Source organism: Novosphingobium beihaiense, assembly GCF_022832375.1.
Classification (GTDB): domain Bacteria; phylum Pseudomonadota; class Alphaproteobacteria; order Sphingomonadales; family Sphingomonadaceae; genus Novosphingobium; species Novosphingobium beihaiensis.
In genome coordinates this window covers 25,154-49,844 of the sequence record NZ_JALHLG010000001.1, presented here as the reverse complement: position 1 = coordinate 49,844, position 24,691 = coordinate 25,154, and the positions used below count along the sequence as shown (strand labels likewise).

Below are 24,691 nucleotides of genomic sequence, written 5' to 3'. Positions count from 1 at the left end.
CTAGTGGCCTCAAGGCCGCAGTGCGGCGCCAAGAGTGGCCGCGCGGCACGTGGCAAGGTTGACTCGCGAAATGGCGCAACCTAAGGGGGCGGCGCCCTGGGCGGGTAGCCGTTGAACGCGTCAAACGTTCCTGCATGATGGAGGAGCCTGACATGAACGATGAGCCGTCTGCCCGAGGTCCTGTTGGCGAGGACGCGCGGATCGACGCGCTTGACGAGCGGCTGAAAGCCCTTCGAGAGCGAGAGGAAAAGCGCAACCAGCCGGCGGCGGGTGTGGAAACGGACGAGAATTATCGTGCCGGGAATCGCGTGCTGTCGGAATTGCTGGGGGGCGTCGCGGGCGGCTTGTTCCTGGGCTGGGTGATTGATCACTTTGCCGGGACGTCGCCCTGGGGTCTGTTGGTGATGATGTTCGTTGGAATATTCATTGCCTTCAGGAACATAATCCGGATTTCGAACCGGCGTCCTGACTGACCCAAGGGGGGTGGGAAGGGGCGCTGCCGTTCACTAGGCGACAGGGATATTCGCGTGGCAGCCGAAGGCAAGGTCGACCCGATGCACCAGTTCAGCATCCATCCGTTGTTCGGATCGGATAGCTGGAATATCGCTGGTTATAACATCGCATTCACTAACAGTACGTTGTGGATGGCGATCGCGGCCCTGCTGCTGTTCGTCTTCGTGGCGGGCGGTGCCAAGCGCCAGCTCGTGCCCGGCCGCTGGCAGATGGCGGTGGAGACTTTTACCGGCTTCGTCGACGGCATGCTGGCCGCGAATGTCGGCCCCAACGGCAAGAAGTATGTGCCTTACATCTTCTCGCTGTTCATGTTCATTCTCTTCGCGAACTTCCTTGGCCTCCTGCCGCTGGGCGTGATCGGGCTTCACGCCTTCACGTTTACCAGCCACTTCTCGGCCACCGGCGTGCTTTCGATCCTTTCGTTCTCGATCGTGATCATTGTCGGTTTCGTGAAGCACAAGCTGCACTTCTTCTCGCTTTTCGTGCCGCACGGTACGCCTGCCCTGATGATCCCGGCTATTTTCGTGGTCGAGCTGATCTCGTTCATGGTGCGTCCGTTCAGCCTTGGCCTGCGACTGTTCGTTGCGATGATGGCCGGCCACGTCCTGCTCGAAGTGCTTTCCAGCTTCGTGATCAGCTCGGGCAATGCCAGCATCGGCCTCTTCGCCATTGCCGGTCTGCCCAGCTTCGTCCTGATGGTCGGCATCTGCGCGCTTGAGCTGCTGGTTGCCGGTATCCAGGCTTACGTTTTCGCTCTTCTCACTTGCGTCTATCTCAATGACGCTGAGAATCTTCACTGATTTTACCGCCACACGGGTTTTCCAAAGGGAGTTTTTGAAATGGACGCAGAAGCTGCAAAGCTGCTTGGTGCTGGTTTCGCCGCTATCGGCGCTGGCCTCGCTTCGATCGGCGTGGGCAACGTTTTCGCCAAGTTCCTCGAAGGCGCGCTGCGCAATCCGGGCGCCGCTGACGCCCAGCAGGGCCGCCTGTTCATCGGCTTCGCCGGTGCCGAGCTTCTGGGCCTGCTTTCGTTCGTTATCGCCGCGCTGCTGATCTTCGCCTGATCGCAACGTGCTAGCGGCCGCTCCGGCTGCCCGGACCCTTTGGTTGGGCGCCGGACGCGGACCGCAGGAATTTTTACGGCCACTTCGAGACAGGGCTGATCCATGCCTCAGATCGCACAGCTCGCCGCGACCTATTCCAGCCAGATCTTCTGGCTGCTGATCTTTTTCGGTTTTACCTTCTTCGCCGTTGGGCGGGGCATGGTGCCGAAAGTGATGGATACGGTCGCGCAGCGTGACAAGCAGATTGCCGACGACCTTCTCGCCGCGGAACGTGCCCGCAAGCAGGCGGATGAGGAAGAGGCTTCCTGGCGTGCGCGTGAAAACGCCAACCGCGCCGAGGCGCAGGCCCTGATCGCGGATGCGCGCGGCAAGGCTGCTGCAGCCACCGCAGACCGTCTTGCAGCGGCCCAGACCGTTATCGACGGCAAGCTGGCCGATGCCGAAAGCCGTATTGCCGAGGCATGCCGTTCGGCCGCTGCCGAGATCGAGGATGTTGCCGCGGATGCCGCGCGCGATATCGTCGGCCGCGTTGCCGGTCTTTCGCTCGATGACGCCGCTGTCCGTTCGGCCGTGAAGGAGAACCTGGTCCATGGCTGAGAATGTTGCCGTAGAGCAGGGTCTTGCTCATGAAGGTGCCGAAGTCGCCGGTGCGACTACCGCGCATGTAGAGCATCACGCCGAACCGGCGCTGCTCGGCATCGCGCCGCCGGTCGCCGTTGTCAGTGCCTCGATGATCGTGCTGCTCGCCATTGCCGTCTGGAAGGGCCTTCCGGGCATGCTGACCCGGGGCCTCGATTCCCAGATCGCCGAGATCAAGGCGCAGCTTGAGGAAGCCAAGACCCTGCGCGCCGAGGCGGAAGCCCTGCGCAAGGAATATGCCGACAAGATCGCGAACGCCGAAAAGGACGCGGCCGCGATGCTCGATCATGCCCGTCATGAAGCCGAAGCGATCGTCGCCAAGGCCGAGCAGGACACGGCTGACGTGATCGTCCGCCGCGAAAAGATGGCGCAGGACAAGATCGCCGCTGCCGAACTGGCCGCTGTGACCGATCTGCGCAATCAGGCCGCCGCTGCTGCTGCCGCTGCCGCCAAAGGGCTGATCGCCTCCAACCATTCCGCCGATGCCGACAAGGCACTGGTGGACCAGGCCATCGCCGGGATCTGATTTCCCGCCGCATGGCCGGTTAAAAGGATAAGAGAGCCCCTGTCGCAGGACGGGGGCTTTTCTTTTGCCCGTTTTATGTCCCGCTGGTTTCCGGCGCGAAAAACGCTAGGTTCGAAGGACAATAACACGGAGAGGTGAGTCATGTTCATAAAGCTGACTGGAGCGGACCGGACGCCGATTGTTATCAACGCATCGCAAGTGACATTCATCTCGCAAGTGGACGAAGGGACGCGCCTCCGTTTTGGCGAAGGGCGCAGTACTACCGTGATCGAGCCGCTAGAAGAAGTTATGGATCGCCTCAACCGGACCTTGTCGTTTCCGGATACTTGAGCAGGGCTGCACTGCCAAAGGGCAAGTCGTGGTTAATTTGGTAAGATTGTTCGGGCTAAAGCCAGTGCCGGTCAACCCGGAGGAGCGTGCCGCGAATGTCAACCAAGGCCGGTATTTTTAGGCGCTATCCTGAGTTAACAGCAGCAAGGCACAAGGACGTGCCTGCAAATGGCATCCCGGAGTTTTGTGTCTATCTGGCCTTGTCGATGCTGCTGCATGCCGCATTGCTTGGCGATTGGACTTTCGAAGTCGATGATCAGTTCTATGCGCTGGTAGGTCATCGCCTGACCGAAGAGGCCCGGCTCTATGTGGATATCTGGGACCGCAAGGGGCCGGTCCTCTATTACCTGTATGCACTGTTTGCCTGGATCTGGGATTCCCCGGTTTGCTACCAACTGGCAGCCACACTTTTCTGCGCGGTTGGCGCAACTGTGGTGCAGGGGATAGCGGTAAAGCTTGCCGATCGGCGTGGCGCTTTCCTGGCCGGTATTTCCTACCTTCTTCTTAGCTTTCAGTTCGGCGGCGCCAACGGGCAGTCGGTGGTGTTTTATGAGCCGATGTTGGCCATTTGTGTCTGGAGTGTGGTTTCGCGCATTGATGTAGTCCGGGAAGGGCGGGTGGATTTGCCGCTTGTGGGTGGCTTTTTCGCAGCGGGACTAGCGCTAATGTGCAAGCAATCCGCAGCTTTCGAGGCCATTTTTTTTGGCGCGGCCTATTGCGCCATAGGATGGCATGCGGGTGCTCCGCTGCCCCGTATTGTCCGCAGTTCTATGGTTTTGGCCATAGTTGGCGCAGCGCCGTTGCTGACGTTTGCCTTTGGTTTCTGGTTCGCAGGATATTTCGATCCGTTCTGGCATGCGCTGGTAGGGTCGAACTTGGAAAGGCAGTATATGGGGGCTCACGAACGCCTGAGCCGCCTTCCTGCTGTCCTGACTGTCATGGCTCTGCCAACGGGGGTGGCGCTGCTGGGCTGGCTCAGGCTGAGGCGGAACGATCAAGGCCGGGTAACCGTCAGATTGGTTTCTGGTTGGCTAGGAGCGGCGGCGTTTGCGATTTTGCTGTATCCCAACATCTTCGAGTTCTATCTGATGGCCTTGGTGCCTGCGTTGTGCGTTATGGCGAGCGGTCTTTATGAGCAAGGACGGGTGGGGCTGCTGGCTCTAGCGGGTCTGGCCACTTCGATTTTGCCTTTTTCATCTGCACTTGACGTGCCTGCACGTATTCGGGCCCGGGCAGCTTCCGCAGAACTGGTAAACTATGTTCGCAAGGAAAAAGGGCAGGGGGGGCTCTTTGTCGCCGGACAACTCAGCTACCTCTATGTGCTGACCGGCAGCCTTCCTCCATCGCGACTGGTTTTTGTCTCCCATCTCTTTGATATGACAGAGGCTTCGGCGATAGGCAGAAACCAACTAGCAGAAGTTCATCGTATCCTCGCGCAAAGGCCGGGGACAGTTGTGCGGCAGGTTCCGCTTCAGGGCTCGCCTCTGAATGACCGGGCAGTGGCTTTGCTCGACTCATATCTGGACGGATGTGCCAAACGCCGCCGCTTTACACTCTACGACCAGTACGGAGCTCAGGAACAGGTGGTCTACAGTCAATGCGGCAGGGGGCGCTCAGGACAGGCTGAGCCATAGATTCAGAATGTATCCTTGGCAGATCGCAAGGCGGAAAACGTCGCGATGGCATCATGGGGATGACCGGCTGGAGCCCAGCGGGCCTGCATGGAGGGATCGTCGGCGCGCAAGAAGGGATTCGTCTTGAGTTCGCGTTCCAGCTTGGCGGGAACCGTGGGCAGGCCCGCTTCGCGCCAGCGGGCAATGTCCCTGGCATAGGCGGCCAGATCGGCGTTTCCGGGATCGGCGTGAAGGGCGAATTTCAGATTCGCTTCGGTATATTCATGCGCGCAGTAGAGCATCGTTTCGGGAGGCAGGGCCTTCAGCCGCCCCAGGCTCGCCCAGAACTGTTCCGCCGTGCCCTCGAACATGCGCCCGCAGCCCAGTGCGAAAAGCGAATCGCCGACGAAAGCCATTGCGGCGCCGGGCAGGTGATAGGCGATGTGTCCCAGCGTATGTCCGCCCACGTCGATCACGGTGCCCTTGCGATCGCCGATCGAGACGGTGTCGCCCTGTTTTACCAGCCGGTCGGCTCCGGCGATCTTGGCGGCGTCCCCGGCGGGGGCGGTGATCCGGCAGCCGGTGGCGGCCTTGATCGCCTCGTTGCCGCCCGCATGGTCCGGGTGCCAGTGGGTGTTCCAGACTTGCGTGATCTGCCAGCCTTTGCGGCCCGCCTGCCGCAGGTATTCGTCCGCATCGGGCGTGTCGATGCAGACGGTCTCCTCGCTCGCGGGATCGTGGAGCAGGTAGCCGTAGTTGTCGGACAGGCAGGGGAATTGGTGGACTTCGAGCATCGGAATTCTCCTCGTCCGCCAGTCTAGCGTCTGGAGCGCAAAGCAAAAGCCCGCCCGGCCAATCCCGAAGGAAAGGGCCGGACGGGCTCTTGGTGATTTCAGTGTCCTAGAAAGGACGCCTCAAGATCAACGGTTCTTGAGGGCCTCGCCGAGGATGTCGCCGAGCGACGCACCCGAGTCGGACGAACCGTACTGTTCCACGGCTTCTTTCTCTTCGGCCAGCTGACGGGCCTTGACCGAGAAGTTCGGCTTCTTCGAACGATCGAAGCCAGTGACCATGGCGTCGAGCTTCTGGCCGACCTGGAAGCGGTCGGGGCGCTGCTCGTCGCGGTCGCGGCCGAGGTCCGAACGCTTGATGAAGCCGGTCGCGCCGTCTTCGCCAGCCTGGACTTCCAGGCCGCCGTCGCGGACTTCGAGGACCGTGACGGTGACGACTTCGCCGCGGCGGAGCGAACCGCTCGCAGCCGCCACGCCGCCAGCCGCCGGAGCGCCACGCTCAAGCTGCTTCATGCCGAGGCTGATGCGTTCCTTCTCGACGTCGACATCGAGAACCACGGCCGAGACTTCCTCGCCCTTGCGGTGCAGGGCCAGGGCGTCCTCGCCCGAGATGCCCCAGGCGATGTCCGACATGTGGACCATGCCGTCCACGTCGCCGTCGAGGCCGATGAACAGACCGAATTCGGTCGCGTTCTTGACTTCGCCTTCGACCTGCGAACCAACGGGGTGCTTCTCTGCGAAGGCTTCCCAGGGGTTCTGCTGAGCCTGCTTGAGGCCGAGCGAGATGCGGCGCTTGTCGGAATCGACTTCCAGCACCATGACTTCGACTTCCTGCGAGGTCGAAACGATCTTGCCCGGGTGGACGTTCTTCTTGGTCCAAGACATTTCGGACACGTGGACGAGGCCCTCGATGCCCGGCTCCAGCTCCACGAAGGCGCCGTATTCGGTGATGTTGGTGACAGTGCCCGACAGCTTGGCGCCGACCGGGTACTTGACCGCCGCGCCTTCCCAGGGATCGCTCTCAAGCTGCTTCATGCCGAGGCTGATGCGCTGCGTGTCCTGGTTGATGCGGATGATCTGCACGGTGACGGTGTCGCCGATGTTGATCACTTCGCTCGGGTGGTTGACGCGCTTGTAGCTCATGTCGGTGACATGGAGCAGGCCGTCGATGCCGCCGAGGTCGACGAACGCACCGTAGTCGGTGATGTTCTTGACGACGCCTTCGATGACCTGGCCTTCGCTCAGCTTCTCGATCAGCTCGCTGCGCTGCTCGGCGCGGGTCTCTTCGAGGACGGCGCGGCGCGAGACGACGATGTTGCCGCGGCGACGGTCCATCTTGAGGATCTGGAAGGGCTGCGGCACGTCCATCAGCGGCGCGACGTCGCGAACCGGGCGGATATCGACCTGCGAGCCGGGCAGGAAGGCCACGGCGCCGTCGAGGTCGACCGTGAAGCCGCCCTTGACGCGGCCGAAGATCACGCCTTCGACGCGCTTGCCTTCGCCGAATTCGTTTTCGAGCTTGTCCCACGCGGCTTCGCGGCGGGCGCGGTCGCGCGACAGCATGGCTTCGCCGTCGGCGTTCTCGACGCGGTCGACATAGACTTCGACTTCGTCGCCGACCTTCAGGCCATGGTCGTCTTCACCGCGCGCGAATTCGCGCAGCGGCACGCGGCCTTCGCTCTTGAGGCCTACGTCGATGACGGCCTTGTCGTTTTCGATTGCGGTGATGGTGCCCTTGACGACGCGGCCTTCGAAGCCGTCATCGGCGACACCGCCGAGCTGTTCGTCAAGCATTTTCGCGAAATCATCGCGAGTCGGATTGGCAGCAGATGCCATTAAGAGTTTCCTTCAAAACGATTTTTCCGGCCAGGCGGTTGGTTCCGCCGGTCTTTCCTCCGCCATCCGCACCATTGCATCGGCGGGCCAAAAGGGCCGAACTGCCACGGGCGCCGGATACGCACCGCAGCGTCCATCAGGCCCGCAAGGGCCGTCGAGACCGGCGCGGCCTACGCGCGCAGGCCGCGAAATGCAAGGAAAATGGGGCTATCCCGCCGCCGGAAACGTTGCGGAGGATGCTGCGGGAGCATCGGGTTCCACGAACCGCATGGCGACATCGCAGCGGGCATAGCGGGCGCCGTAGCGCGCCATGATTTCGGCATCGTGGCGAAAGCCCAGCTTCTCGTAGAGGTGAATCGCGGCCTCGCAGCGCTTGTTGGTCAGCAGGTAGAGCGGGTCGGCCTGCATCGCCTGCGCCCGCTGGATCGCCGCGCTCAGCAGGAACTCGCCCGCCTTGAGCCCGCGCGCGCTTTCGCGCACGCCCATCTTGGTCAGCTCGAAACCGCCGCCGGCCGTCTTCTGCAAGGCACAGGTGCCGACGATGCCAAGCCCTTCCGCCTCGACGAACAGGATTACGCCCCCCGGATCGACAATCGCCGCGCGCGGGTTTTCCAGCACGTCGCGGTCGGTCTGTTCGAGTTGGAACATGGCGGTGATCCACTCGGCGTTGATGTCGTGGAAGTGGCGGGCCAGATCGTCCGAGAATTCGCGGAGGGACAGGACATCGGGCACCACGGCGCGGGCGCGGCTTTCCAGGGACTGTCTGGCGAGCGCGGCCTCGATTTCCGCGATACGGGCCATGAGATCGCCGCCCAGTTCCTCACACAGCAATTCCGCTGCACGGCCCACGCGGGGCCAGACCTGCAGCTTGGTGCGGATCATGGCCGCTTCGCCGGTGCCGGTCAGCGAAACGAGCCGCTGGCGCTGATCGGTGCAGGGGGCTGTCGTCACGAAGCCCAGCTTCGCGAGCTGGCCGACGATACGCGTCACGCCGGGCTGGCTGGTGCCGACCGCTTCGGCGAGCTGGCCCACCGTCATTGCCTTCCGGTCGAGCATGGCGAGGACCGGCATGTGGGCCGGCAGCAGGGGCAGGCCGGATTCGGCGATGATCGCGGCGGCCCCGGCCTGCATCCGTTCTCCCAGGCGCTTGAGGCGGGTCGCCAGAAACAGCGGGCCCATTTTCGCAACGGCGTCAGTCACGATCGAATCTCCATATCGCGATATATAACGCTGTATGTATTGGCGTGGATTTTTCCGGTCAAGGTGTGCCGGTGGAGATCGCGCAGCTTGCTTGATGCACAAACCGCCGTTTGCCCCTCGACTTCGCTCGGGACGAACGGAGGAGGTTCAGGCCGGGCGCGAGGTTCCTTCGTCCGCCAGTGCAATGGCGGCGGCGATGGCGGCATCGCGGTTTAGATCCGATGTGTCGAGCAGGGCGGCGTCCCCGGCGGCGCGCAAGGGGGCGTCCTTGCGGTTGCGGTCGCGTTCGTCACGCGCGGCGAGGTCTGCGGCGATGTCCGCCAGTGCGACCTGGCGTCCCTGGCTTTCCATTTCCAGAAAACGGCGCTGCGCCCGCGCTTCGACGGAGGCGGTGACGAAGAGTTTGACCTCCGCTTCCGGTGCGATCACCGTGCCGATGTCGCGCCCGTCGAGAACGGCGCCGCCCGGTTGCAGGGCAAAGCCGCGTTGCCGCTCGTAAAGCGCCCGGCGCACGGCGGGGTGGACCGACACGCGGCTTGCCAGGCCGCCGGTCGCTTCGGAGCGCAGTTCCGGATCGGCCAGCAGGCTGTCGGGAAAGGCGCAGGCGGCCAGCGCATCGGCCTCGCGGTCCGGATCGCCGCCCGTCAGCTCGACTTGCCGCCCGACTGCGCGGTAGAGCAGGCCGGTGTCCAGATGGGGCAGGCCGAAATGGTCTGCGAGCGCCTTGGCGATCGTGCCTTTGCCGGAAGCGGTGGGGCCGTCTACTGCGATAATCATCTGCGCGCCCATGGCGCGGCGGACCGGGGTTGGCAAGGGGGACGAGGCAGCGCTTAGTCCGCGATGTCCTCTGCCCATAGGGCTCCGTTTTCGGCGATGAAGCGGGCCATCAGCTCTATGCAGCGCGGATCGTCGGCGACTTCCACGTCCACACCGTGATCGCGCAGGAACTGTTCGTTGCCGCCGAAATTGCTGTTCTCGCCAATCACCACGCGGGGAATCTTGAACTGCACGATCGTGCCTGAGCACATCATGCAGGGGGATAGAGAGGTGTAGAGCGTGCAGTCGCGGTAGCTGGTCTGGCGTCCGGCGTTCTGCAGGCAGTCCATTTCGCCGTGGAGGATGGGATTGCCCTGCTGCACGCGCCGGTTGTGGCCCACCGCAATGATCGCGTCTCCGCGTGTCAGGGCCGAGCCGATCGGCAGGCCGCCTTCGTTGCAGCTTTTCAGTGCCTGCTCATAGCATGCATCGATGGCGGCCCGATCGATCCCGTTCATGCGGTAAGCCCGTCCAGCATGGCCTCGAACACCGGGAAACTGGTCGCGATCGGGCGGGTGTCGTCCACTTCCACGCCGTCGCGGCTTGCAAGCCCCGCGACCGCCATGGACATGGCGATGCGGTGATCGAGATGCGTGGCGATCGGGCCTGCGGTGCCGGGCAGGGGCGCGCCGCCCGTGCCGGTAATGACAAGGCCGTCCTCGCGCTCCTCGATACGCGCGCCGGCGGCGGCGAGTGCGGCGGCCATCACGGCGAGGCGGTCCGATTCCTTCACGCGCAATTCGTCGAGACCGCTGGTCACGGTCACGCCCTCGGCCAGCGAGGCGGCGACGAAGAGGGCGGGGAACTCGTCGATCATGCTGGGTGCGATGGCCGGATCGACCTCTATGCCCTTGAGCGCGGAGTGCTTCACCAGCAGATCGGCCACCGGCTCGCCGCCGACTTCGCGCGGGTTCACTTCCGCGATATCGCCGCCCATCTGGCGCAGCACTGTCACCAGCCCTGCGCGGGTGGGATTGAGGCCGACATTCTCGATCAGCACTTCGCTGCCCGGCGTGATCAGTGCGGCGACGAGGAAAAAGGCGGCGGAGGAGGGATCGCCGGGTACGTCGATCACTTGCGGCTTGAGTTCCGCCTCGCCGCGCAGCGTGATCACGCGCGCACCGTCCGCATCGGTTTCGACGGTCAGATCCGCGCCGAAACCGCGCAACATGCGCTCGGAGTGATCGCGGGTGGGCACCGGCTCGATGACGGTGGTGATTCCCGGCGTGTTGAGCCCGGCCAGCAGCACCGCGCTCTTCACCTGCGCGGAGGCGACCGGCAGGCGGTAGGAGATCGGCACGGCGGGGCTGGCGCCGCGCACGATCAGCGGCAGGCGGCCGCCCTCGCTCGCCTCGAAACCGGCGCCCATCTGGCTAAGGGGCTCGATCACGCGGCCCATCGGGCGCTTGGAGAGGCTGGCATCGCCCGTGAAGCTGGTGGTGATCGGATGGCTGGAGACAAGGCCCATCAAAAGGCGCGTGGAGGTGCCCGAATTGCCCATGTCGAGCGGCGCTTCGGGCTGGAGCAGGGCGCCCACGCCGACGCCGTGCACCGACCATGCGCCTTCGCCGGTGCGCTCCACCGTGGCGCCCATCGCGCGCATGGCGGCGGCGGTGGCGAGCACGTCCTCGCCTTCGAGCAGGCCGGTCACGCGCGTTTCGCCCACTGCCAGCGCGCCGAGCATGATCGAGCGGTGGCTGATGGACTTGTCGCCCGGAACGCGGATCGTGCCCTTGAGCGGCCCTGCGGGCAGGAAGCGGCGGGGGCGCATATCGGTATCGGCGGCGTGACTCACAGGATCGGGCTTTCGCAAGAGGCAGAACGATGAGGGATGCTCTCCATTTCGTCCAGGCGGAGCCGGGAATCGTGATTTTCGAGCACCGGAGCGCAGCGTACTTCCAGTACGTGAGCACCGAAGCGCAGAATAATCGCGTTTCGCAGGCCCGAATGGGCGGAATGGAGGGCATCCCGGGCCGCGGCTTTTGACAGCGCGGGCAGCCTATGGCAAGGCGCGCGCCCTGATGCGGCGGGCACGCTTGATTTTGCGCGCCGGACCCACCATCAAGACACGGATTTTACACCCGGCCTTCAATCATGGGGCGGGCAAGATTGAGGACATTTCATGGCAAAGCCTGAATGGGGCGCCAAGCACGGCTGCCCGAAATGCGGCACCCGCTTCTACGATCTGGGCAAGGACGACCCGGTCACCTGCATCGAATGCGGCTACGAATGGACGCCCGAGCCGGTGCTCAAGTCCAAGCAGCCGATTCCCTTCGAGGAAGTCCAGAAGAAGGAAACGGAAGAGCAGGAAGATTCCGATCTGGCCGAGGACGATCTGGCGATCGATGAAGACAGCGATTCGCCCGACAACGATGTCGATCTGGGCGGAGACGACGATCTTGGAATCGGCGGCGCCAGCGACGATGGCGACCGCGACGAGTAAGTTCGCCGTCAAGTTTGGCCGGTGCCCGGTAAAAAATCCGGGTGCCTCCAAATTCCCTCTTGCCAAGCGGGAAAGCCCCCACTAGAGGGCGGCCTCCCAAGCGGAAGCACAACGCTTTCGAGAGGGGATACGGAAGCAGACCTCCCAGGGCTGTCTCCGGAAATTGAAATGGCACGGGGCCGTAGCTCAGCTGGGAGAGCGCTACAATGGCATTGTAGAGGTCAGGGGTTCGATCCCCCTCGGCTCCACCATTTCAAGAAATGGTTCCGCCTCGGAACTTCTTCGGAAGGCTTTGGGGCTCCGCCATTTCGACATATGAGTTTCGCGCAATAGCGATACGCTGGCTGACGAGGTTTCGTCCGCCGGCGTTTTTCGCATGATGTTGCGCTCACGCCGGTCCGCGAGGTTTCGCTCACCGGCGTTTTCGGCGTTCTGCGGGTCTGGCCGGTCCGCGTGATGGAGTACGGCACAATGTTTGACTCTCTGTCCGATCGTCTCGGCGGCGTGTTCGACAAGCTGCGGGGCCGCGGCGCGCTCAAGGAGCAGGACGTCCGCGATGCCATGCGCGAAGTGCGCATCGCCCTGCTTGAGGCCGATGTCGCGCTCCCGGTCGTGCGCCGTTTCGTCGATCAGGTTACGGAAAAGGCGATAGGCCAGTCGGTCCTGCGCTCGGTCACGCCGGGCCAGCAGGTCGTCAAGATCGTCAACGACGCGATTGTCGAGATGCTCGGCGGCGATACGACGCCGGAACTCGATCTCAATGCCGCGCCGCCGGTGGTAATCATGATGGTCGGCCTCCAGGGCTCGGGCAAGACCACCAGCACCGCCAAGATCGCCAAGCTTCTCAAGGAGAAGCAGGGCAAGAAGGCGATGATGGCCTCGCTCGACGTCAACCGCCCGGCCGCGCAGGAACAGCTCAAGGTGCTGGGCGAGCAGGTGGGTGTTGCCACGCTGCCGATCATTCCCGGCCAGCAGCCCACCGAAATCGCCACCCGCGCCATGCAGGCCGCGAAGCTGCAGGCGATCGACGTGCTGCTGCTCGATACCGCGGGCCGTCTCCACGTCGACCAGCAGCTCATGGACGAGATGAAGGCGGTTGCCGAAATCTCCCGTCCGCAGGAAACGCTGCTCGTTGTCGACTCGCTGACCGGTCAGGACGCGGTCAATGTCGCGCAGAGCTTTGCCGGTGAAGTAGAGCTTACCGGCGTCGTGCTCACCCGTATGGACGGCGATGCGCGCGGCGGTGCAGCGCTTTCGATGCGCGCCGTCACCGGCAAGCCGATCAAGTTCGCAGGCACCGGCGAGAAGATGGACGCCATCGAGGTGTTCCATCCCAGCCGCGTCGCCAACCGCATCCTGGGTATGGGCGACGTCGTCAGCCTCGTCGAAAAGGCGGCCGAAGCCGTCAAGGTCGAGGATGCCGAAGCGCTCGCCAAGCGCATGGAGCAGGGCAAGTTCGACATGAACGACCTGCGCATGCAGCTCAAGCAGATGCAGAGCATGGGCGGGCTTGGCATGCTGGCGGGCATGATGCCCGGCATGAAGAAGGCCAAGGCGGCGATGGCCGCATCCAACATGGACGACAAGGTGCTGGTGCGCATGGATGCGATCATCGGCTCGATGACGCCCAAGGAGCGCACCAATCCCGCGCTGCTCAACGCCAAGCGCAAGATTCGCGTGGCCAAGGGCTCGGGCACGCAGGTTCAGGACGTCAACAAGCTGCTGAAAATGCACATGGAGATGTCCAAGGCCATGAAGCAGATCAAGAAGATGGGCGGCCTCAAGGGGCTTGCCGCCATGTTCGGCAAGGGCGGTCTCGATGGCGCCATGCCGGGTCTTGGCGGGCAGGGCCTCGGCCCCGGAGCGGGCGGACTGCCTGGTCTCGGCGGCGGTGGCGGCGCGCCCGATCTCAGCAAGTTTTTGAAGAAATAAGCATTCGAATTTGAAGGAAAGGTAGAACAATGTCCGTTTCGATCCGTCTGTCGCGCGGTGGCGCGAAGAAGCGCCCTTACTACAAGATCGTCGTTGCCAACTCGCGCGCTCCGCGTGACGGCAAGTACCTGGAGCAGATCGGCACCTACAACCCGCTGCTCGCCAAGGACGACGAGAACCGCGTCAAGCTGAACGAGGACCGCGTGAACTACTGGCTCGGCGTTGGCGCCCAGCCGACCGACCGTGTTGCCCGCATGCTCGACAAGGCCGGTATCAAGGAACGCGCCGCGACCAATAACCCGCAGAAGGGTGAGCCGGGCGAAAAGGCCAAGGAACGCGCCGAGGAAAAGGCCGAGAAGCTGCGTGAAGCTGAAGAGGCCGCCAAGGCTGCTGCCGAGGCTCCGGCCGAGGAAGCTCCGGCTGCAGAAGAAGCAGCTCCCGAAGCTGCTGCTGAGGAATCTACTGAGGCCTAAGCCTTGGCTGGTAACGACCGCCCCGTCATGCTGGCAGCCATTACCGGCGCCCATGGTGTGACGGGCGAAGTTCGCCTCAAGCTGTTCGGAGAAGGCGTGGCTGCGCTCAAGCGCTACCGCGCCTTCAACGATTCCGCACTGACGCTAAAAAAGCTGCGTGACGACGGTAAGGGCGGCGCGATCGCCCGCTTCGAGGAAGTGACGAACCGTAACGCGGCGGAAAAGCTGCGCGGCACGGCGCTAACCGTGCCGCGCTCGGCCATGCCCGATCTGGGCGAGGGCGAGTATTATCACGCCGATCTGATCGGTTTGCCCGTGGTTTCGGATACAGGCGAAACGCTCGGTACTTGTATTGCCGTTGAGAACTTCGGTGCTGGCGACGTGCTGGAGATCGAACGGGAAAAACCGGACGAGAAGGGGCGTATATCGCGCTTCATGGTACCCATGACGCAGACGGCCGTGCCTGAATGGAACGGAGAGCGGATCGTCCTCAATTCGGCTTTCGTTGAAGAATGACTTTCGCCGCCACCGTCCTCACCCTTTACCCGGAAATGTTCCCTGGCCCGCTTGGCGTCTCGCTGGCGGGCCGGGCGCTGTCCGAAGGTAAGTGGACGATCAACCCCGTCCAAATTCGCGACTTCGCGACCGACAAGCACCGCACGGTGGACGATACGCCCGCGGGCGGCGGTGCCGGGATGGTGCTCAAAGTAGACATTCTGGCGGCCGCCATCGACCATGCGCGCAGTCTCAGTCCGGATGCGCCGGTGATCGCCATGACGCCGCGTGGCAAGCCTATCACGCAGACCCGGGTGCGCGAACTCGCGGCGGGCCCCGGTGTCACGGTCCTGTGCGGCCGCTTCGAAGGTTTCGACGAACGCATCTTCGAAGGCCGGGGCGTGGAAGAGGTTTCGGTCGGCGATATCGTGCTGTCCGGCGGGGAACCGGCCGCTTTGATGCTGTTAGACGCTTGCATTCGCCTGCTTCCCGGCGTAATGGGCGCGCCTTCCAGCGGAACCGAGGAATCGTTCGAGGACGGTCTTCTTGAGTATCCGCACTATACCCGGCCCACCGAGTGGGAAGGGCGCACGATCCCTGAAGTGCTGCGATCGGGGGATCATGCGAAAATCGCCACCTGGCGGAAACAAAAGGCGGAGGATGATACACGGTTACGCAGACCGGACCTTTGGGAGCGTCACAGGGACGCTCGGGACCAGTCTGCCTCTGGCGCGCGGCATGAAAATGAGGATTTGGGTTCATGAACCTGATTCAGCAGATCGAGGCCGAGGAAATCGCCAAGGCCGCCAAGGATATCCCGACGTTCCGTCCGGGCGACACTGTTCGCGTTGGCGTGAAGGTTGTGGAAGGTACGCGCAGCCGCGTGCAGAACTTCGAAGGCGTTTGCATCGCGCGTTCGAACCGTGGCTTCAATTCGAACTTCACTGTTCGCAAGATGAGCTTCGGTGAAGGCGTGGAGCGTGTGTTCCCGCTCTACTCGCCCAACCTCGATTCGATCACCGTGGTCCGCCGCGGCGTCGTGCGCCGTGCCAAGCTGTACTATCTGCGTGGCCGTACCGGTAAGCGTGCTCGCATCGCCGAGCGCCGCGAGGTCAACGAAGCCAAGGCGTAAGCTTTGGCTCTTTCGCCGGGCTGCAAGGCCCGGCGGCAGAAGAGGCGGTTCGGCTACGGGCCGCCTTTTTTATGCCCGGGCCATAGGCGCGGGTGCAGGATGAAAGATTTTTCATCCGAATCGCTGTCCTGATTTCGAAGGGAATGAGACCGCTTTGATGTTGCAATGCAGCGAAACTGCAGCCTATTCTGGAATTTGCATCACTTCGTTAGCCGGGTTGTATGACGTGTTGCGCCGCACAAGGGCAAAATGGTGTGAACATGGCGGAAAAACCCGATTAACTGCGGATTTTCCGGTGGTTTAGGCCTTGCCAGAGCCTGCAAAACCCGCTCAATTCCGTCGCTATCTCAGAGGCGATTCAAAGTTTTCCATACACAACCGGTTCCACTGAAAGGTAGGGGTTCCATAATGAACAAGAACGATCTCATCAGCGCTGTTGCCGACTCGAGCGGCCTGACCCGCAGCGACGCCACCAAGGCCGTTGAAGGCGTGTTCGATGCTATCACTGGTGCGCTGAAGTCGGGCGACGAAGTGCGCCTCGTTGGCTTCGGCACCTTCTCGGTCGCCAAGCGCAAGGCTTCGACCGGCCGCAACCCGCGCACCGGCGAGCCGATGGAAATCAAGGCTTCGGCTCAGCCGAAGTTCAAGGCTGGCAAGGGCCTGAAGGACGCTGTCAACTAAGACTGTCCGGCGGCTCGTAACGCCTCACGAGCCATAAAGAATTACGCCGCGCCAACCTCGGTTGGCGCGGCGTTTTTCATGCCTGTATGATTGGATGAGGCCGGCGCGCCTCAGCTCTCCATTTTTAGAAGGGCCATGGGCGCCGCCTTCGTGCGTGGATTGACGGGCCAGACCAGTGATTGCCCACGGGTGCCGGGCTCCGGGCCTTCGTCGGTATTGTTGGCGAGAACCTCGGCGTTCGTATGGATCGTGAAAGTTCCATCAGCCTCGGCCGCAGGGCCGTTTTTGGAGCCGCCGTTCTTGGCCATGCCGGACATCATGCCCGTCATGGCGGTGCTGCTTCCGACAGGGCCGAACCCCGGCGCATCGACGCGCACCGTGCCGTCCTGCCGCAGCGAGATCCGCACGAACGAATTGCTCATCGAAAAACCTTCCATGGTGGGGAAGATGAAGTCGTGATCGAGCTTGCCGGACAGGGCGAAATCGACATCGAACTTGCCGTTGCCCAGATATTCGACCCTCTTCCAGCCCGCCTGGCGGCGCAGCTTGGCGGCCAGCTCCCGGCCGGAATCGGGGTTGCTGGGATCGATGCCGCCCAGGAACATCTGCGCGATCTGAGCATCGCGCTTCTGCTTGCTGCTGCGCTTCTGTTCCCATTCCGCCTTTTGACCCGCGATTTCATCTGGCGTGCAGTCCCGCTCCTTCAGGGTCTCCTCGTCATGGCAAGCTTCTGCGGAAAAGGTCTTGCTTGAGCTGGAGTCCATCATTGGCAGCATCAGTATCTCGCCGGTGTAGTGGAACGCGAAAGTGCGGTCCTTGCGCAAGTCCAGTTGCGAAGTGAACTTGCCCGGGGTGAAGATGCACGCGGCCAGCAGCAGCGACAGCGCTGCGGCGGCCAGTCCGGCGGTGAGGCGCCGGGCGCCGCCCCGGCGTGAGTTCCCCTGCATGTACGTCTCCTTTTGAAAAATTTGCGGCGTCATTCCGCCGCCGGTTCGCGCGTCGCTGCGGCATAGAGCGCGATCGCAGCGGCATTGCTGACATTGAGGCTTTCCATCGCCGCGCTGATCGGCAGGCGGGCGATGGCATCGCAATGCTGGATAATGTTGTGGCGCATGCCTTCGCCCTCGGCGCCCAGAACAAGGGCAACCGGACCGGCGGGCAGGGCCTGTGCCAGCGTGGCGTCCGCTTCACCGTCGAGGCCGATGCGCCAGTATCCGGCCTCGGCGATCTCTTCCAGCGCGCGGGCCAGATTGACTACGCGCACCCAGGGCACGATTTCCAGCGCGCCCGAGGCCGATTTCGCCAGCGTGCCCGATTCGGGCGGAGCGTGGCGGTCCTGCGTGACGATCGCGCAGGCATCGAAGGCCGCGGCCGAGCGCATGATCGCGCCGACATTATGCGGATCGGTGACCTGATCGAGCACGATGACGGGGCGGTCCGGATTGCCATCCAGCACATCGGCCAGGAACAGGTCATCCAGCGGTGCGCATTCGAGAACCAGTCCCTGATGCGGCGCATCGCGCGCGACAAGGCGAGCCAGATCGGCGCCTTGCGCCCATTCGACGGGAAAATCGCTGGGCAGCTCGCCATCAAGCGAATCGACACCTTCGCGCGTCGCCCAAAGCTTGCGGTGGCTGCGGGCGGGATTCTTGAGAGCGGATTCCACGGCATGGCGCCCCCAAAGGCGTACCATGCCCGAACTGGCACGGCCGCTGCCGCGCCCGTTTTTCATCCGCCCCGCACGGCCGCGCAGGGCCCGGCCTGGGCGTTTGCTGTCCCGTCCGCCCTCCCGGTCATCGCTGCGCTTGTTCATCGATTGTCCTTTCTGTGAAAAATGTGTGCCCGCTTTGGCAGCGACCCCATTGACAGGCAAGGCTCGGTTCGGCAAAGGCGCGGCTCCTCGGCAACGGGGGCTTCTTTTGAAGCTCCAAACAACGCCGGTATCTCCCGTTCGGGATGGCCGGCTAGCCAGCAACTGGTGTGGACAGGTGGCCGAGTGGTTAAAGGCAGCAGACTGTAAATCTGCCCGCGCAAGCGTACGTTGGTTCGAATCCAGCCCTGTCCACCACCAGCTTTCCCGTTATGGCACGTGAAAGCCCGTAGAAATCCCGGAAATCCTGGGGTATTCTCTCCGTGCAGGACCGCCTGCGCCCGCCGCATTTTGCCTGCAACCGGGCTGGAATGTGGGGGAAGTGTGGGGGAGGATTGGCTTTCCCCCACATTTTGATCCTCCAATGTGGGGGAGGAAAGTGTGGGGGAATGACATGGGAAAGCTGACGGCAGTGGCGGTTAAGGCCGCTTTGGCAATTCCCGGTACCTATCAGGACGGCGACGGGTTGTTTCTGAAAGTCGACAAACGCGGCGGCGCATCTTGGACTTTGCGACTCCAGCGCGACGGAAAGCGGCAGGACATCGGGATTGGTTCCGCCCGGCTGCTGACACTGGCGGAAGCCAGAGAGCGAGCGAGAGAGCTTCGCAAGGCGGTAAAGGTTGAACGTCGTGACGTTCTGGTGGAGAGGAAGGATGAAGCCGCTGCCAAGGTGACGTTCCGCGAAGCTGCGAAGACCTACCACGCCGAAAACGAATCAGGTTGGAAAAGCGAGGTCTATCCTCGTCAGTGGCTCGCCAGTCTGGAGAATTACGCTTTCCCCAAGCTCGGTGATCGTCCGACAGGCGGGATTACGGCGGCTGATATTATCGGTGTGCTGACGCCGATCTGGCAGGACATTCCAGAAACCGCCCGCCAAGTGCGCAACCGAATATGCGCTGTGCTTGATTATGCCCATGCAAAGGGCTGGCGCTCGACAGAAGCACCATCGGGCAGCGGAAGCCTCAAGGCGGGTCGGGGCCTGCCCCGGCAAGTGAAGGAGCGGGAAAACCGGAAGGCTATGCCCTACGTCGCGGTGCCTGCGTTCATCACTGCCTTGCAGCGAAAACCATCATATGGGCGGCTCGCGCTCGAATTGCTTATCCTGTGCGGCGTGCGCTCGCAGGAGGTGCGGCTGGCGACATGGGCTGAATTTGACCTGGAGGGCCGTCTGTGGACGATTCCAGCCGATCATATGAAAAGGGGTAAGGCGCACATCGTTCCGCTCTCTGACGCTGCTCTGGCGGTTCTGGCGAAGGCGGCGGCATTGAAGCTGGCGGGCACCGAAATTGTTTTTCCCGGCACGGGCGGCAAGCCCATGTCAGATATGACGCTGTTGAAGGTGCTGCGTGACGCCAGCGAGCCCTACCATGTCCACGGCTTCCGTTCGGCTTTTACCGATTGGGCCGCAAATGAGGGCTTTGCCGATGCCGTGGTGGAAGCCGCCCTTGCGCACAAGACGCCGGACGCGGTGCAGGCGGCCTATCGTCGAACCACCTACTTGGGTACGTCGCACCAGCCGGGTGCGCGGGTGAAACTCATGAAGGCGTGGGGACAGTATTGCGCAAGCGGGGTGGCTGGCGGTGCCAAGGTCGTGCCAATCAGGAACGCGAGGGGTGGCAAATGAACGATGAAGGCGACTTTTCGCTCTCCTCTGACGAAATGCTGGTTTCGGCAGAAGATTTTTCGCTGATGAGAGTCGAAGTAGGATTGCGTAATGCAGATCTTTGTCCCCTCGCCGAACATCTAAGGAATGGCTTTTCGCTTCCCCCTGAGGTTTCTGGCGCGATCGCCGATGCAATTGAAGGGCGGTCTGGAGCGCCGTGCAGCATCTCCGCAGTCCATCAAAGGGATGGAAGACCAAGTGAAGGCCTACATTCACGCAATATCGAGATCGGACTGGCCTACGAGAAGGAACTTAAAGCTGCAAAGCGAGGGGAGGCAAAAAGGATCAGGTCCAATCTCGCGAAGCGCTTTCATGTTTCTGAAGCTACCGTCAGGGATGCGGTGGCCTATACCCGTCGGTGGTTAAGTGGTTTGGTGGGAACAGTGAGCGCTGGAAAGTGAACAACTAACTCCAGTGTTAAATGTCTTAGACTCTTGCTGACATGCGCCGTTTGCTGCCTATTGTCAGAAGCCGTCATTCCCAAACAGGAGGCGGCAATGAACATCGACCCGATGATACCGAAGCCCGAAATCGTGAGGGTTTCTAATCTCTCTGAACCAACAATCTATCGCGAACAGCGCGCGGGGCGCTTTCCACCGTTCGAGCACATCTCGGCTCGGCGTGTAGGGCTGCGCCTATCAGTTCTCAATGAATGGCTAGAAGGCCGAAGGAATTGGGAGGGTGAAAGCCATGTTTGAACCCATTCTTTGTTCACAGGCCGAAGCGTGGAAGATGCTCGGAATTGGGAAAACACTTGGGGCCGAACTTCTGGCGACTGGCCAACTCCAATCCGTCCGCATTGCGGGCCGACGGCTGGTAGTGATCGCCAGCGTCAGGCGACTAGCTGGAATTGAGTCCGATACTGGTGGGGAGGACTGAGGTATGGTCCAGCACCTATATCAGCTGCCATTCGGCTACGCGGTCGAATTTCGATGGAACAGGCAGAGGCTTGATAGCGAATGGCGCCCGCGCATACCGCCCCGCGATACTGCACTCAAGCTGCTGCCGGACTACCGGAACGCGCGCAATCATTTCCTGAGCGGGCTTGGGCTCGACGTTGTGGTGGTCGAACTATGAGCAATACGTTCGACCACATGAAAGCCGCCCGCCGCTGGCTGATCTGGCAAGAGGTCCGGAAGCCCGGAAAGTCAAAGCCGGACAAGGTGCCGTTTTACACGGACGGTACACCGCGCGGCGCCACTGATACCCCGGAGGACACCGTCCGGCTCGCAACCCATGACGAGGCTTGGAGGGCTGCCGTTGCACGGGGCCATGGCTGGGGGGTGGGCTTTGCCTTGGGGCGGGATGCTACCGGCCATTTTTGGCAAGGCATTGACCTGGACAATATCACCGAGAACCGCCTTTCCGATTTGGCGGACACGCTGCCCGGCTATGTGGAGAAAAGCCCCAGCGGAAGAGGCATTCATGCCATCGGCTACGGTCGCCAATTCCGTTCGCTTGGCTCGAATGGAACCGGCATAGAGGCATATTCCGCTGGGCGCTTTTTCACTTTCACGGGAAACGTAATTCGCGACGGGCAAGTCGTCTGCCTCGCGGATCATATCGAGAAAGTTCTTGTTCCCCTGCACAGGAAAAGGGCCGGACGCAACCGCTCCAAATCCGCTGAACCTCAAATCGAAAAGACGATTTCGCCACAGGTCATCGCGGATTTGCGCTCGGCACTGAATTTTCTTCGTGCTGATAGCCGGGATCTTTGGATTGCCATGGGCCACGCGCTGAAAGAGCTTGGCGAGGCCGGGCGGGAATTGTGGCTTAGCTGGTCGCAGAGTTCCAAGAAATGGCAGCCGCAGGATGCCGAGAAGTGGGACAGTTTCGCGCCAACAGAGACGGGCTACCGGGCTGTCTTTGCTGAGGCACAACGTCAAGGTTGGCAAAATCCTGCTAGCGGCCCAGCGCAAAGCACTCGTGCTGAGACCAACGACACTGGTGCAACAGGCCATCGATCACTGGCATTCCGTTCGCTGGACAATGTACCCATGCGGGCAATCGACTGGCTGTGGCCAGGCTGGATCCCCAAGGGCTATATCACGTTGTTCGCCGGTGAGACCGGCGCGGGCAAATCGACTGTCCTTGCCGACATCACGGCGCGCGTGACGTCCGGTGCGTCTTGGCCCGGCGAAGCTCTCGACGCATCGCGCGAACCGGGACGTGTTCTCTGGCTGGGCAGCGAAGACAGCATTGAGGAAATGACCGTGCCTCGGCTCTCCGCCTGCGGTGCCGAACTTTCTCGAATTATCGAAATCCAAGGCGTCCAGATTGACGGGCAGCGTTCCGCATTCTCGATGCAGGACGACCTTCAAGCGGTCGCTCGCTGGCTGGAATTTTCTCGCGACGAAGGCCAGCCTTTTTCCATGTTGGTGATTGATCCGGTCACTAGTTACTTGCCGGGGCAGAAATTGCGGAAGGTCGATCTCAATGATGCCGGGCAATTGCGGAGCATTTTGGAACCGTGGCTGCGGCTGGCGCAGGATTTCAACATCGCCATTGTCTGCGTCACGCACTTTGCGAAGGACACGACACGGGCAATGTTGCATCGTGTCTTGGGCTCCGCAGCCTTTGCGCAAACATGCCGAAGCCTTTGCGCGGTAATCGAACGTCCGGCAGCAGAGGGCATAGGGGCAGACCCGCACGCCAAGGCGTTAGTGCAGGTCAAGGTCAATCTGCCCGAGCATCCAGGCGGATCATGGAAATTCAGAACGGTGAAAGTCGAGGTCGGCACCGACCCGCGCAGTGGCAAACCGATTTACGCAACACGGCCGGATTGGGAGGAACTGGATAGCGCACTTACGCCACAAACTGCGATTGGCCGTGCGCGCGGCCCGGCCAGCAAGTTTCTCTCAGCTTTCGGCAGTTGGCTCCGCGCTTATTTCGCCGAGCAAGGGGGCGAGTGGCATGCCGTGGCAGATGTCCGCTCCCACGCTATCGGCGAAATTGGAATTTCGGAAAGCTGGTGGGACAGGCACAGCGGGGAATTTCTCGAAAAGCAAAATGCTGGTGGGAAATGGCTGTGCCGCATTCCTCGCGAAGAAACCTGCCAAAGTGGTGGTAGTGGTGCCTATGTGGGGGAAGTGGTGAAACTGGGCGAAGTGGCACCCCTCCAGATGGACCACTACCCACCACTAGCACCACCTTGCAGGGTTTCGCGTGATGCCCCCGTGCCTGCTTCTGATGATCCGGCGTGGTAGAAAACGCCCCATGCCTCGTGGACGAGTATGCTGGCCGAGAATTTCGAGATGGGAATGAAAATGGCGAAATTCAAAAAATACCTGGACGGACCCAAAAAGCCGCCACGTATGTTGACTGCGGACCAAATTGATCCGCGATTGATGACGCGGCTTGCAAAAGGCTTCATCGAATCCGCCCTGGTGTCCTCGCCCGCCTTCGACGATAGTGTCCGGATCAGGGTGCAGAAAGCCATTGCCGTTGGCGACTGGCGGGCGCATCCCGCAGCGAAAGACTGGGCAGGGAACGCTGTTGCCGCCGCGATTAGCGAGCACATCGACGTTCAAACCGGCAAGCCGATTGCAAAAGCCTTGCTGAAAGAAATGCTTGCCAAGGGGCAACTGAGGATCGAGCAGCGTCCGGACGCGAATGGCAAAATGTGCGACTTTGTTGTTGTCGGTGAGGCTATGGGAAGTGGCTGCGCCAATCAGGTGTCGTGACGTGGAACGTCCAAAATTGGGATCATTCAGTCATCGCGCAATGCCAGTCTCTCAGCCGATGTTTGGTTGAAAATTGCTTCTCGGTCAGCGAAGCATATGAAGCCGATAATTAGAGCAAACCACAACGCGAGGCCCCAACCTCCAAGAAAATGAGTCAATAGCAATAGCGAACCTAAGCACCCGACATATGCAAGGATTTCCGGCAGGGCCTTTATAATCAGCACTAGGGCAGCAATTCCTACAGCCAGCAAAAGCAACGCAAGCAAGATGCCGAGCGCAATCTCAACAATCATGACAATCTCCTACCCGTTGCAAAACGAACGAGCCTCTTAGTGCCAGCTACCCATCTAACGCCCATGGATCGCAAGCTAATTGCGGATAGTTGCCTTTTACTTACCGGAATGTCAAAAAATCTAATTTACGTCCCTCATGCTCAATTCCTCTCCTCGCTACCCATCTGCGCGGAGGCACCATGGTGGATTTGCGCACGAGATTTGGCAGGCTGGTAAAGGCGCATCGTGTGCGTTTGGGTATCACCCAAGAAGCATTGGCCGAACGTGCAGGTATCAGCACGGACATGGTATCCAAAATCGAGAGCGGCAACAGTGGTGCGCGTTTCGGCGTCATCGTCCAACTTGCGGATGCCCTCGAAGTCGACCCTGCCGAACTTTTCACCCCACACTTGCCAGCCGGACAATTGCAGCGATTGCCGCTCACTGAAATCACAAGCCGTCTTGCCAGCCTCAGTGACAGCGAATTGCGGTGGCTGAAAGGCATTATCGACGCGGCGTTGCAATCCAAAGCTCTATGACGAGCCGAACTTTTCTAAATGGGAGGCGGAGAGAAATTTCGGCCTTTCGCGTGGATGAAGGGAAGAAAAGAAATAGGGCTATCTGAAAATGTTCGGATAAATTACAAATTGTTGCGAACATTGTCGGCGGACCGGTTGGGGGCTCCTATGGTCGTGCGTCCACAGTGCTGCAGTTCCCTC

General features: G+C 61.7%; 29 protein-coding genes and 2 tRNA genes. 22 read left to right on the top strand and 9 right to left on the bottom strand.

Annotated elements, in window-relative coordinates:
• Positions 1-152: 152 nt before the first annotated feature.
• From MTR66_RS00300 to MTR66_RS00270, 7 genes are all read left to right on the top strand, one after another.
• Positions 153-473: an AtpZ/AtpI family protein gene (locus MTR66_RS00300; protein ID WP_243916909.1), complete on the top strand. Its 321-nt coding sequence runs from the start codon at positions 153-155 to the stop codon at positions 471-473.
• Positions 474-527: 54 nt separating this feature from the next.
• A complete protein-coding gene (locus tag MTR66_RS00295; RefSeq protein ID WP_243916907.1) occupies positions 528-1,313 on the top strand; it encodes a F0F1 ATP synthase subunit A in 786 nt (261 codons plus the stop codon).
• Between the two features lie 39 nt (positions 1,314-1,352).
• Entirely contained in the window at positions 1,353-1,577 is a 225-nt protein-coding gene (locus MTR66_RS00290) for a F0F1 ATP synthase subunit C (protein ID WP_008833283.1), read from the top strand.
• Between the two features lie 102 nt (positions 1,578-1,679).
• A complete protein-coding gene (locus MTR66_RS00285) occupies positions 1,680-2,174 on the top strand; it encodes a F0F1 ATP synthase subunit B family protein (RefSeq protein ID WP_243916899.1) in 495 nt (164 codons plus the stop codon).
• Positions 2,167-2,742, top strand: a complete 576-nt coding sequence (locus MTR66_RS00280) for a F0F1 ATP synthase subunit B family protein (RefSeq protein ID WP_243916892.1) — start codon at positions 2,167-2,169, stop codon at positions 2,740-2,742. The genes MTR66_RS00285 and MTR66_RS00280 overlap by 8 nt, the downstream gene beginning before the upstream one ends.
• Before the next feature lie 141 nt (positions 2,743-2,883).
• Positions 2,884-3,072 (top strand): hypothetical protein, encoded by a 189-nt coding sequence (locus MTR66_RS00275; protein WP_243916891.1) that lies wholly within the window; start codon positions 2,884-2,886, stop codon positions 3,070-3,072.
• A 95-nt stretch (positions 3,073-3,167) separates the two neighbouring features.
• The gene (locus tag MTR66_RS00270) at positions 3,168-4,706 is read left to right on the top strand and encodes a hypothetical protein (RefSeq protein ID WP_243916890.1); all 1,539 of its coding nucleotides are present in this window, start codon (positions 3,168-3,170) and stop codon (positions 4,704-4,706) included.
• Positions 4,707-4,708: 2 nt separating this feature from the next.
• Here MTR66_RS00270 and gloB read toward each other — a convergent pair whose 3' ends face one another.
• The 6 genes from gloB to aroA form a co-directional block, all read right to left on the bottom strand.
• Entirely contained in the window at positions 4,709-5,479 is a 771-nt protein-coding gene (gene gloB / locus MTR66_RS00265; protein WP_243916889.1) for a hydroxyacylglutathione hydrolase, read from the bottom strand.
• 126 nt (positions 5,480-5,605) lie between these two features.
• Positions 5,606-7,312 carry a 30S ribosomal protein S1 gene (gene rpsA, locus MTR66_RS00260; protein WP_243916880.1) on the bottom strand — a complete coding sequence of 569 codons (1,707 nt, stop codon included), beginning with the start codon at positions 7,310-7,312 and terminating at the stop codon, positions 5,606-5,608.
• A gap of 207 nt (positions 7,313-7,519) precedes the next feature.
• Complete coding sequence (locus MTR66_RS00255; protein ID WP_243916878.1) at positions 7,520-8,512, bottom strand: bifunctional helix-turn-helix transcriptional regulator/GNAT family N-acetyltransferase; 993 nt, start codon at positions 8,510-8,512, stop codon at positions 7,520-7,522.
• A gap of 147 nt (positions 8,513-8,659) precedes the next feature.
• Complete coding sequence (locus MTR66_RS00250) at positions 8,660-9,289, bottom strand: (d)CMP kinase (RefSeq protein ID WP_243916876.1); 630 nt, start codon at positions 9,287-9,289, stop codon at positions 8,660-8,662.
• 53 nt (positions 9,290-9,342) lie between these two features.
• Positions 9,343-9,786 carry a nucleoside deaminase gene (locus tag MTR66_RS00245; protein ID WP_243916874.1) on the bottom strand — a complete coding sequence of 148 codons (444 nt, stop codon included), beginning with the start codon at positions 9,784-9,786 and terminating at the stop codon, positions 9,343-9,345.
• Positions 9,783-11,099: a 3-phosphoshikimate 1-carboxyvinyltransferase gene (aroA, locus tag MTR66_RS00240; RefSeq protein WP_243917218.1), complete on the bottom strand. Its 1,317-nt coding sequence runs from the start codon at positions 11,097-11,099 to the stop codon at positions 9,783-9,785. The genes MTR66_RS00245 and aroA overlap by 4 nt, the downstream gene beginning before the upstream one ends.
• Before the next feature lie 351 nt (positions 11,100-11,450).
• Between aroA and MTR66_RS00235 the strand changes: the two genes are divergently transcribed.
• From MTR66_RS00235 to MTR66_RS00200, 8 genes are all read left to right on the top strand, one after another.
• Positions 11,451-11,771, top strand: a complete 321-nt coding sequence (locus MTR66_RS00235; RefSeq protein WP_243916872.1) for a TIGR02300 family protein — start codon at positions 11,451-11,453, stop codon at positions 11,769-11,771.
• A 175-nt stretch (positions 11,772-11,946) separates the two neighbouring features.
• Positions 11,947-12,022 (top strand) — tRNA-Ala (locus MTR66_RS00230).
• A 220-nt stretch (positions 12,023-12,242) separates the two neighbouring features.
• Entirely contained in the window at positions 12,243-13,703 is a 1,461-nt protein-coding gene (gene ffh, locus MTR66_RS00225; protein WP_243916869.1) for a signal recognition particle protein, read from the top strand.
• A gap of 29 nt (positions 13,704-13,732) precedes the next feature.
• On the top strand, positions 13,733-14,176 hold the full coding sequence (gene rpsP, locus MTR66_RS00220; RefSeq protein ID WP_243916868.1) for a 30S ribosomal protein S16: 444 nt from the start codon (positions 13,733-13,735) through the stop codon (positions 14,174-14,176).
• Between the two features lie 27 nt (positions 14,177-14,203).
• Positions 14,204-14,692, top strand: coding sequence for a ribosome maturation factor RimM (gene rimM / locus MTR66_RS00215; protein ID WP_243917217.1), 489 nt, complete (start codon positions 14,204-14,206; stop codon positions 14,690-14,692).
• Positions 14,689-15,435 (top strand): tRNA (guanosine(37)-N1)-methyltransferase TrmD, encoded by a 747-nt coding sequence (trmD, locus tag MTR66_RS00210; RefSeq protein ID WP_243916866.1) that lies wholly within the window; start codon positions 14,689-14,691, stop codon positions 15,433-15,435. Before rimM ends, trmD begins: the two co-directional genes overlap by 4 nt.
• Positions 15,432-15,803, top strand: a complete 372-nt coding sequence (rplS, locus tag MTR66_RS00205; RefSeq protein ID WP_243916864.1) for a 50S ribosomal protein L19 — start codon at positions 15,432-15,434, stop codon at positions 15,801-15,803. The genes trmD and rplS overlap by 4 nt, the downstream gene beginning before the upstream one ends.
• 408 nt (positions 15,804-16,211) lie before the next feature.
• Positions 16,212-16,484, top strand: coding sequence for an HU family DNA-binding protein (locus MTR66_RS00200; protein ID WP_243916862.1), 273 nt, complete (start codon positions 16,212-16,214; stop codon positions 16,482-16,484).
• A 110-nt stretch (positions 16,485-16,594) separates the two neighbouring features.
• Here the strand turns inward: MTR66_RS00200 and MTR66_RS00195 are convergent, their stop codons facing one another.
• Both MTR66_RS00195 and MTR66_RS00190 read right to left on the bottom strand, forming a co-directional pair.
• Complete coding sequence (locus MTR66_RS00195) at positions 16,595-17,431, bottom strand: hypothetical protein (protein ID WP_243916859.1); 837 nt, start codon at positions 17,429-17,431, stop codon at positions 16,595-16,597.
• A 29-nt stretch (positions 17,432-17,460) separates the two neighbouring features.
• A complete protein-coding gene (locus MTR66_RS00190) occupies positions 17,461-18,297 on the bottom strand; it encodes a TrmH family RNA methyltransferase (protein WP_243916857.1) in 837 nt (278 codons plus the stop codon).
• Positions 18,298-18,466: 169 nt separating this feature from the next.
• On the opposite strand from MTR66_RS00190, the gene MTR66_RS00185 reads away from it, so the two are divergent.
• From MTR66_RS00185 to MTR66_RS00160, 6 genes are all read left to right on the top strand, one after another.
• Positions 18,467-18,552, top strand: a tRNA-Tyr gene (locus MTR66_RS00185).
• 196 nt (positions 18,553-18,748) lie between these two features.
• Positions 18,749-19,978: a tyrosine-type recombinase/integrase gene (locus MTR66_RS00180; RefSeq protein ID WP_243916855.1), complete on the top strand. Its 1,230-nt coding sequence runs from the start codon at positions 18,749-18,751 to the stop codon at positions 19,976-19,978.
• Positions 19,975-20,418 (top strand): hypothetical protein, encoded by a 444-nt coding sequence (locus MTR66_RS00175; protein WP_243916852.1) that lies wholly within the window; start codon positions 19,975-19,977, stop codon positions 20,416-20,418. The genes MTR66_RS00180 and MTR66_RS00175 overlap by 4 nt, the downstream gene beginning before the upstream one ends.
• A 96-nt stretch (positions 20,419-20,514) precedes the next feature.
• Entirely contained in the window at positions 20,515-20,715 is a 201-nt protein-coding gene (locus tag MTR66_RS00170) for a helix-turn-helix transcriptional regulator (protein ID WP_243916850.1), read from the top strand.
• 375 nt (positions 20,716-21,090) lie between these two features.
• Positions 21,091-23,223, top strand: a complete 2,133-nt coding sequence (locus tag MTR66_RS00165; RefSeq protein ID WP_243916848.1) for an AAA family ATPase — start codon at positions 21,091-21,093, stop codon at positions 23,221-23,223.
• A gap of 27 nt (positions 23,224-23,250) precedes the next feature.
• On the top strand, positions 23,251-23,700 hold the full coding sequence (locus MTR66_RS00160) for a hypothetical protein (protein ID WP_243916846.1): 450 nt from the start codon (positions 23,251-23,253) through the stop codon (positions 23,698-23,700).
• A gap of 26 nt (positions 23,701-23,726) precedes the next feature.
• On the opposite strand, the gene MTR66_RS00155 is transcribed toward MTR66_RS00160, so the two are convergent.
• A complete protein-coding gene (locus MTR66_RS00155; RefSeq protein WP_243916844.1) occupies positions 23,727-23,993 on the bottom strand; it encodes a hypothetical protein in 267 nt (88 codons plus the stop codon).
• 179 nt (positions 23,994-24,172) lie between these two features.
• Here MTR66_RS00155 and MTR66_RS00150 point away from each other — a divergent pair, with 179 nt between their 5' ends.
• The gene (locus tag MTR66_RS00150) at positions 24,173-24,511 is read left to right on the top strand and encodes a helix-turn-helix domain-containing protein (protein WP_243916842.1); all 339 of its coding nucleotides are present in this window, start codon (positions 24,173-24,175) and stop codon (positions 24,509-24,511) included.
• Positions 24,512-24,691: the final 180 nt, after the last annotated feature.

Excerpts from the sequence above, each read along its gene's own strand:
- MTR66_RS00300 (WP_243916909.1), top strand. The coding sequence starts at position 153 with ATGAACGATGAGCCGTCTGCCCGAGGTCCTGTTGGCGAGGACGCGCGG.
- MTR66_RS00290 (WP_008833283.1), top strand. The coding sequence starts at position 1,353 with ATGGACGCAGAAGCTGCAAAGCTGCTTGGTGCTGGTTTCGCCGCTATC.
- MTR66_RS00285 (WP_243916899.1), top strand. The coding sequence starts at position 1,680 with ATGCCTCAGATCGCACAGCTCGCCGCGACCTATTCCAGCCAGATCTTC.
- MTR66_RS00280 (WP_243916892.1), top strand. The coding sequence starts at position 2,167 with ATGGCTGAGAATGTTGCCGTAGAGCAGGGTCTTGCTCATGAAGGTGCC.
- MTR66_RS00275 (WP_243916891.1), top strand. The coding sequence starts at position 2,884 with ATGTTCATAAAGCTGACTGGAGCGGACCGGACGCCGATTGTTATCAAC.
- MTR66_RS00270 (WP_243916890.1), top strand. The coding sequence starts at position 3,168 with ATGTCAACCAAGGCCGGTATTTTTAGGCGCTATCCTGAGTTAACAGCA.
- gloB (WP_243916889.1), bottom strand. The coding sequence starts at position 5,479 with ATGCTCGAAGTCCACCAATTCCCCTGCCTGTCCGACAACTACGGCTAC.
- rpsA (WP_243916880.1), bottom strand. The coding sequence starts at position 7,312 with ATGGCATCTGCTGCCAATCCGACTCGCGATGATTTCGCGAAAATGCTT.
- MTR66_RS00250 (WP_243916876.1), bottom strand. The coding sequence starts at position 9,289 with ATGATTATCGCAGTAGACGGCCCCACCGCTTCCGGCAAAGGCACGATC.
- MTR66_RS00245 (WP_243916874.1), bottom strand. The coding sequence starts at position 9,786 with ATGAACGGGATCGATCGGGCCGCCATCGATGCATGCTATGAGCAGGCA.
- aroA (WP_243917218.1), bottom strand. The coding sequence starts at position 11,099 with ATGCGCCCCCGCCGCTTCCTGCCCGCAGGGCCGCTCAAGGGCACGATC.
- MTR66_RS00235 (WP_243916872.1), top strand. The coding sequence starts at position 11,451 with ATGGCAAAGCCTGAATGGGGCGCCAAGCACGGCTGCCCGAAATGCGGC.
- ffh (WP_243916869.1), top strand. The coding sequence starts at position 12,243 with ATGTTTGACTCTCTGTCCGATCGTCTCGGCGGCGTGTTCGACAAGCTG.
- rpsP (WP_243916868.1), top strand. The coding sequence starts at position 13,733 with ATGTCCGTTTCGATCCGTCTGTCGCGCGGTGGCGCGAAGAAGCGCCCT.
- rimM (WP_243917217.1), top strand. The coding sequence starts at position 14,204 with ATGCTGGCAGCCATTACCGGCGCCCATGGTGTGACGGGCGAAGTTCGC.
- trmD (WP_243916866.1), top strand. The coding sequence starts at position 14,689 with ATGACTTTCGCCGCCACCGTCCTCACCCTTTACCCGGAAATGTTCCCT.
- rplS (WP_243916864.1), top strand. The coding sequence starts at position 15,432 with ATGAACCTGATTCAGCAGATCGAGGCCGAGGAAATCGCCAAGGCCGCC.
- MTR66_RS00200 (WP_243916862.1), top strand. The coding sequence starts at position 16,212 with ATGAACAAGAACGATCTCATCAGCGCTGTTGCCGACTCGAGCGGCCTG.
- MTR66_RS00195 (WP_243916859.1), bottom strand. The coding sequence starts at position 17,431 with ATGCAGGGGAACTCACGCCGGGGCGGCGCCCGGCGCCTCACCGCCGGA.
- MTR66_RS00190 (WP_243916857.1), bottom strand. The coding sequence starts at position 18,297 with ATGAACAAGCGCAGCGATGACCGGGAGGGCGGACGGGACAGCAAACGC.
- MTR66_RS00180 (WP_243916855.1), top strand. The coding sequence starts at position 18,749 with ATGGGAAAGCTGACGGCAGTGGCGGTTAAGGCCGCTTTGGCAATTCCC.
- MTR66_RS00175 (WP_243916852.1), top strand. The coding sequence starts at position 19,975 with ATGAACGATGAAGGCGACTTTTCGCTCTCCTCTGACGAAATGCTGGTT.
- MTR66_RS00170 (WP_243916850.1), top strand. The coding sequence starts at position 20,515 with ATGAACATCGACCCGATGATACCGAAGCCCGAAATCGTGAGGGTTTCT.
- MTR66_RS00165 (WP_243916848.1), top strand. The coding sequence starts at position 21,091 with ATGAGCAATACGTTCGACCACATGAAAGCCGCCCGCCGCTGGCTGATC.
- MTR66_RS00160 (WP_243916846.1), top strand. The coding sequence starts at position 23,251 with ATGCTGGCCGAGAATTTCGAGATGGGAATGAAAATGGCGAAATTCAAA.
- MTR66_RS00155 (WP_243916844.1), bottom strand. The coding sequence starts at position 23,993 with ATGATTGTTGAGATTGCGCTCGGCATCTTGCTTGCGTTGCTTTTGCTG.
- MTR66_RS00150 (WP_243916842.1), top strand. The coding sequence starts at position 24,173 with ATGGTGGATTTGCGCACGAGATTTGGCAGGCTGGTAAAGGCGCATCGT.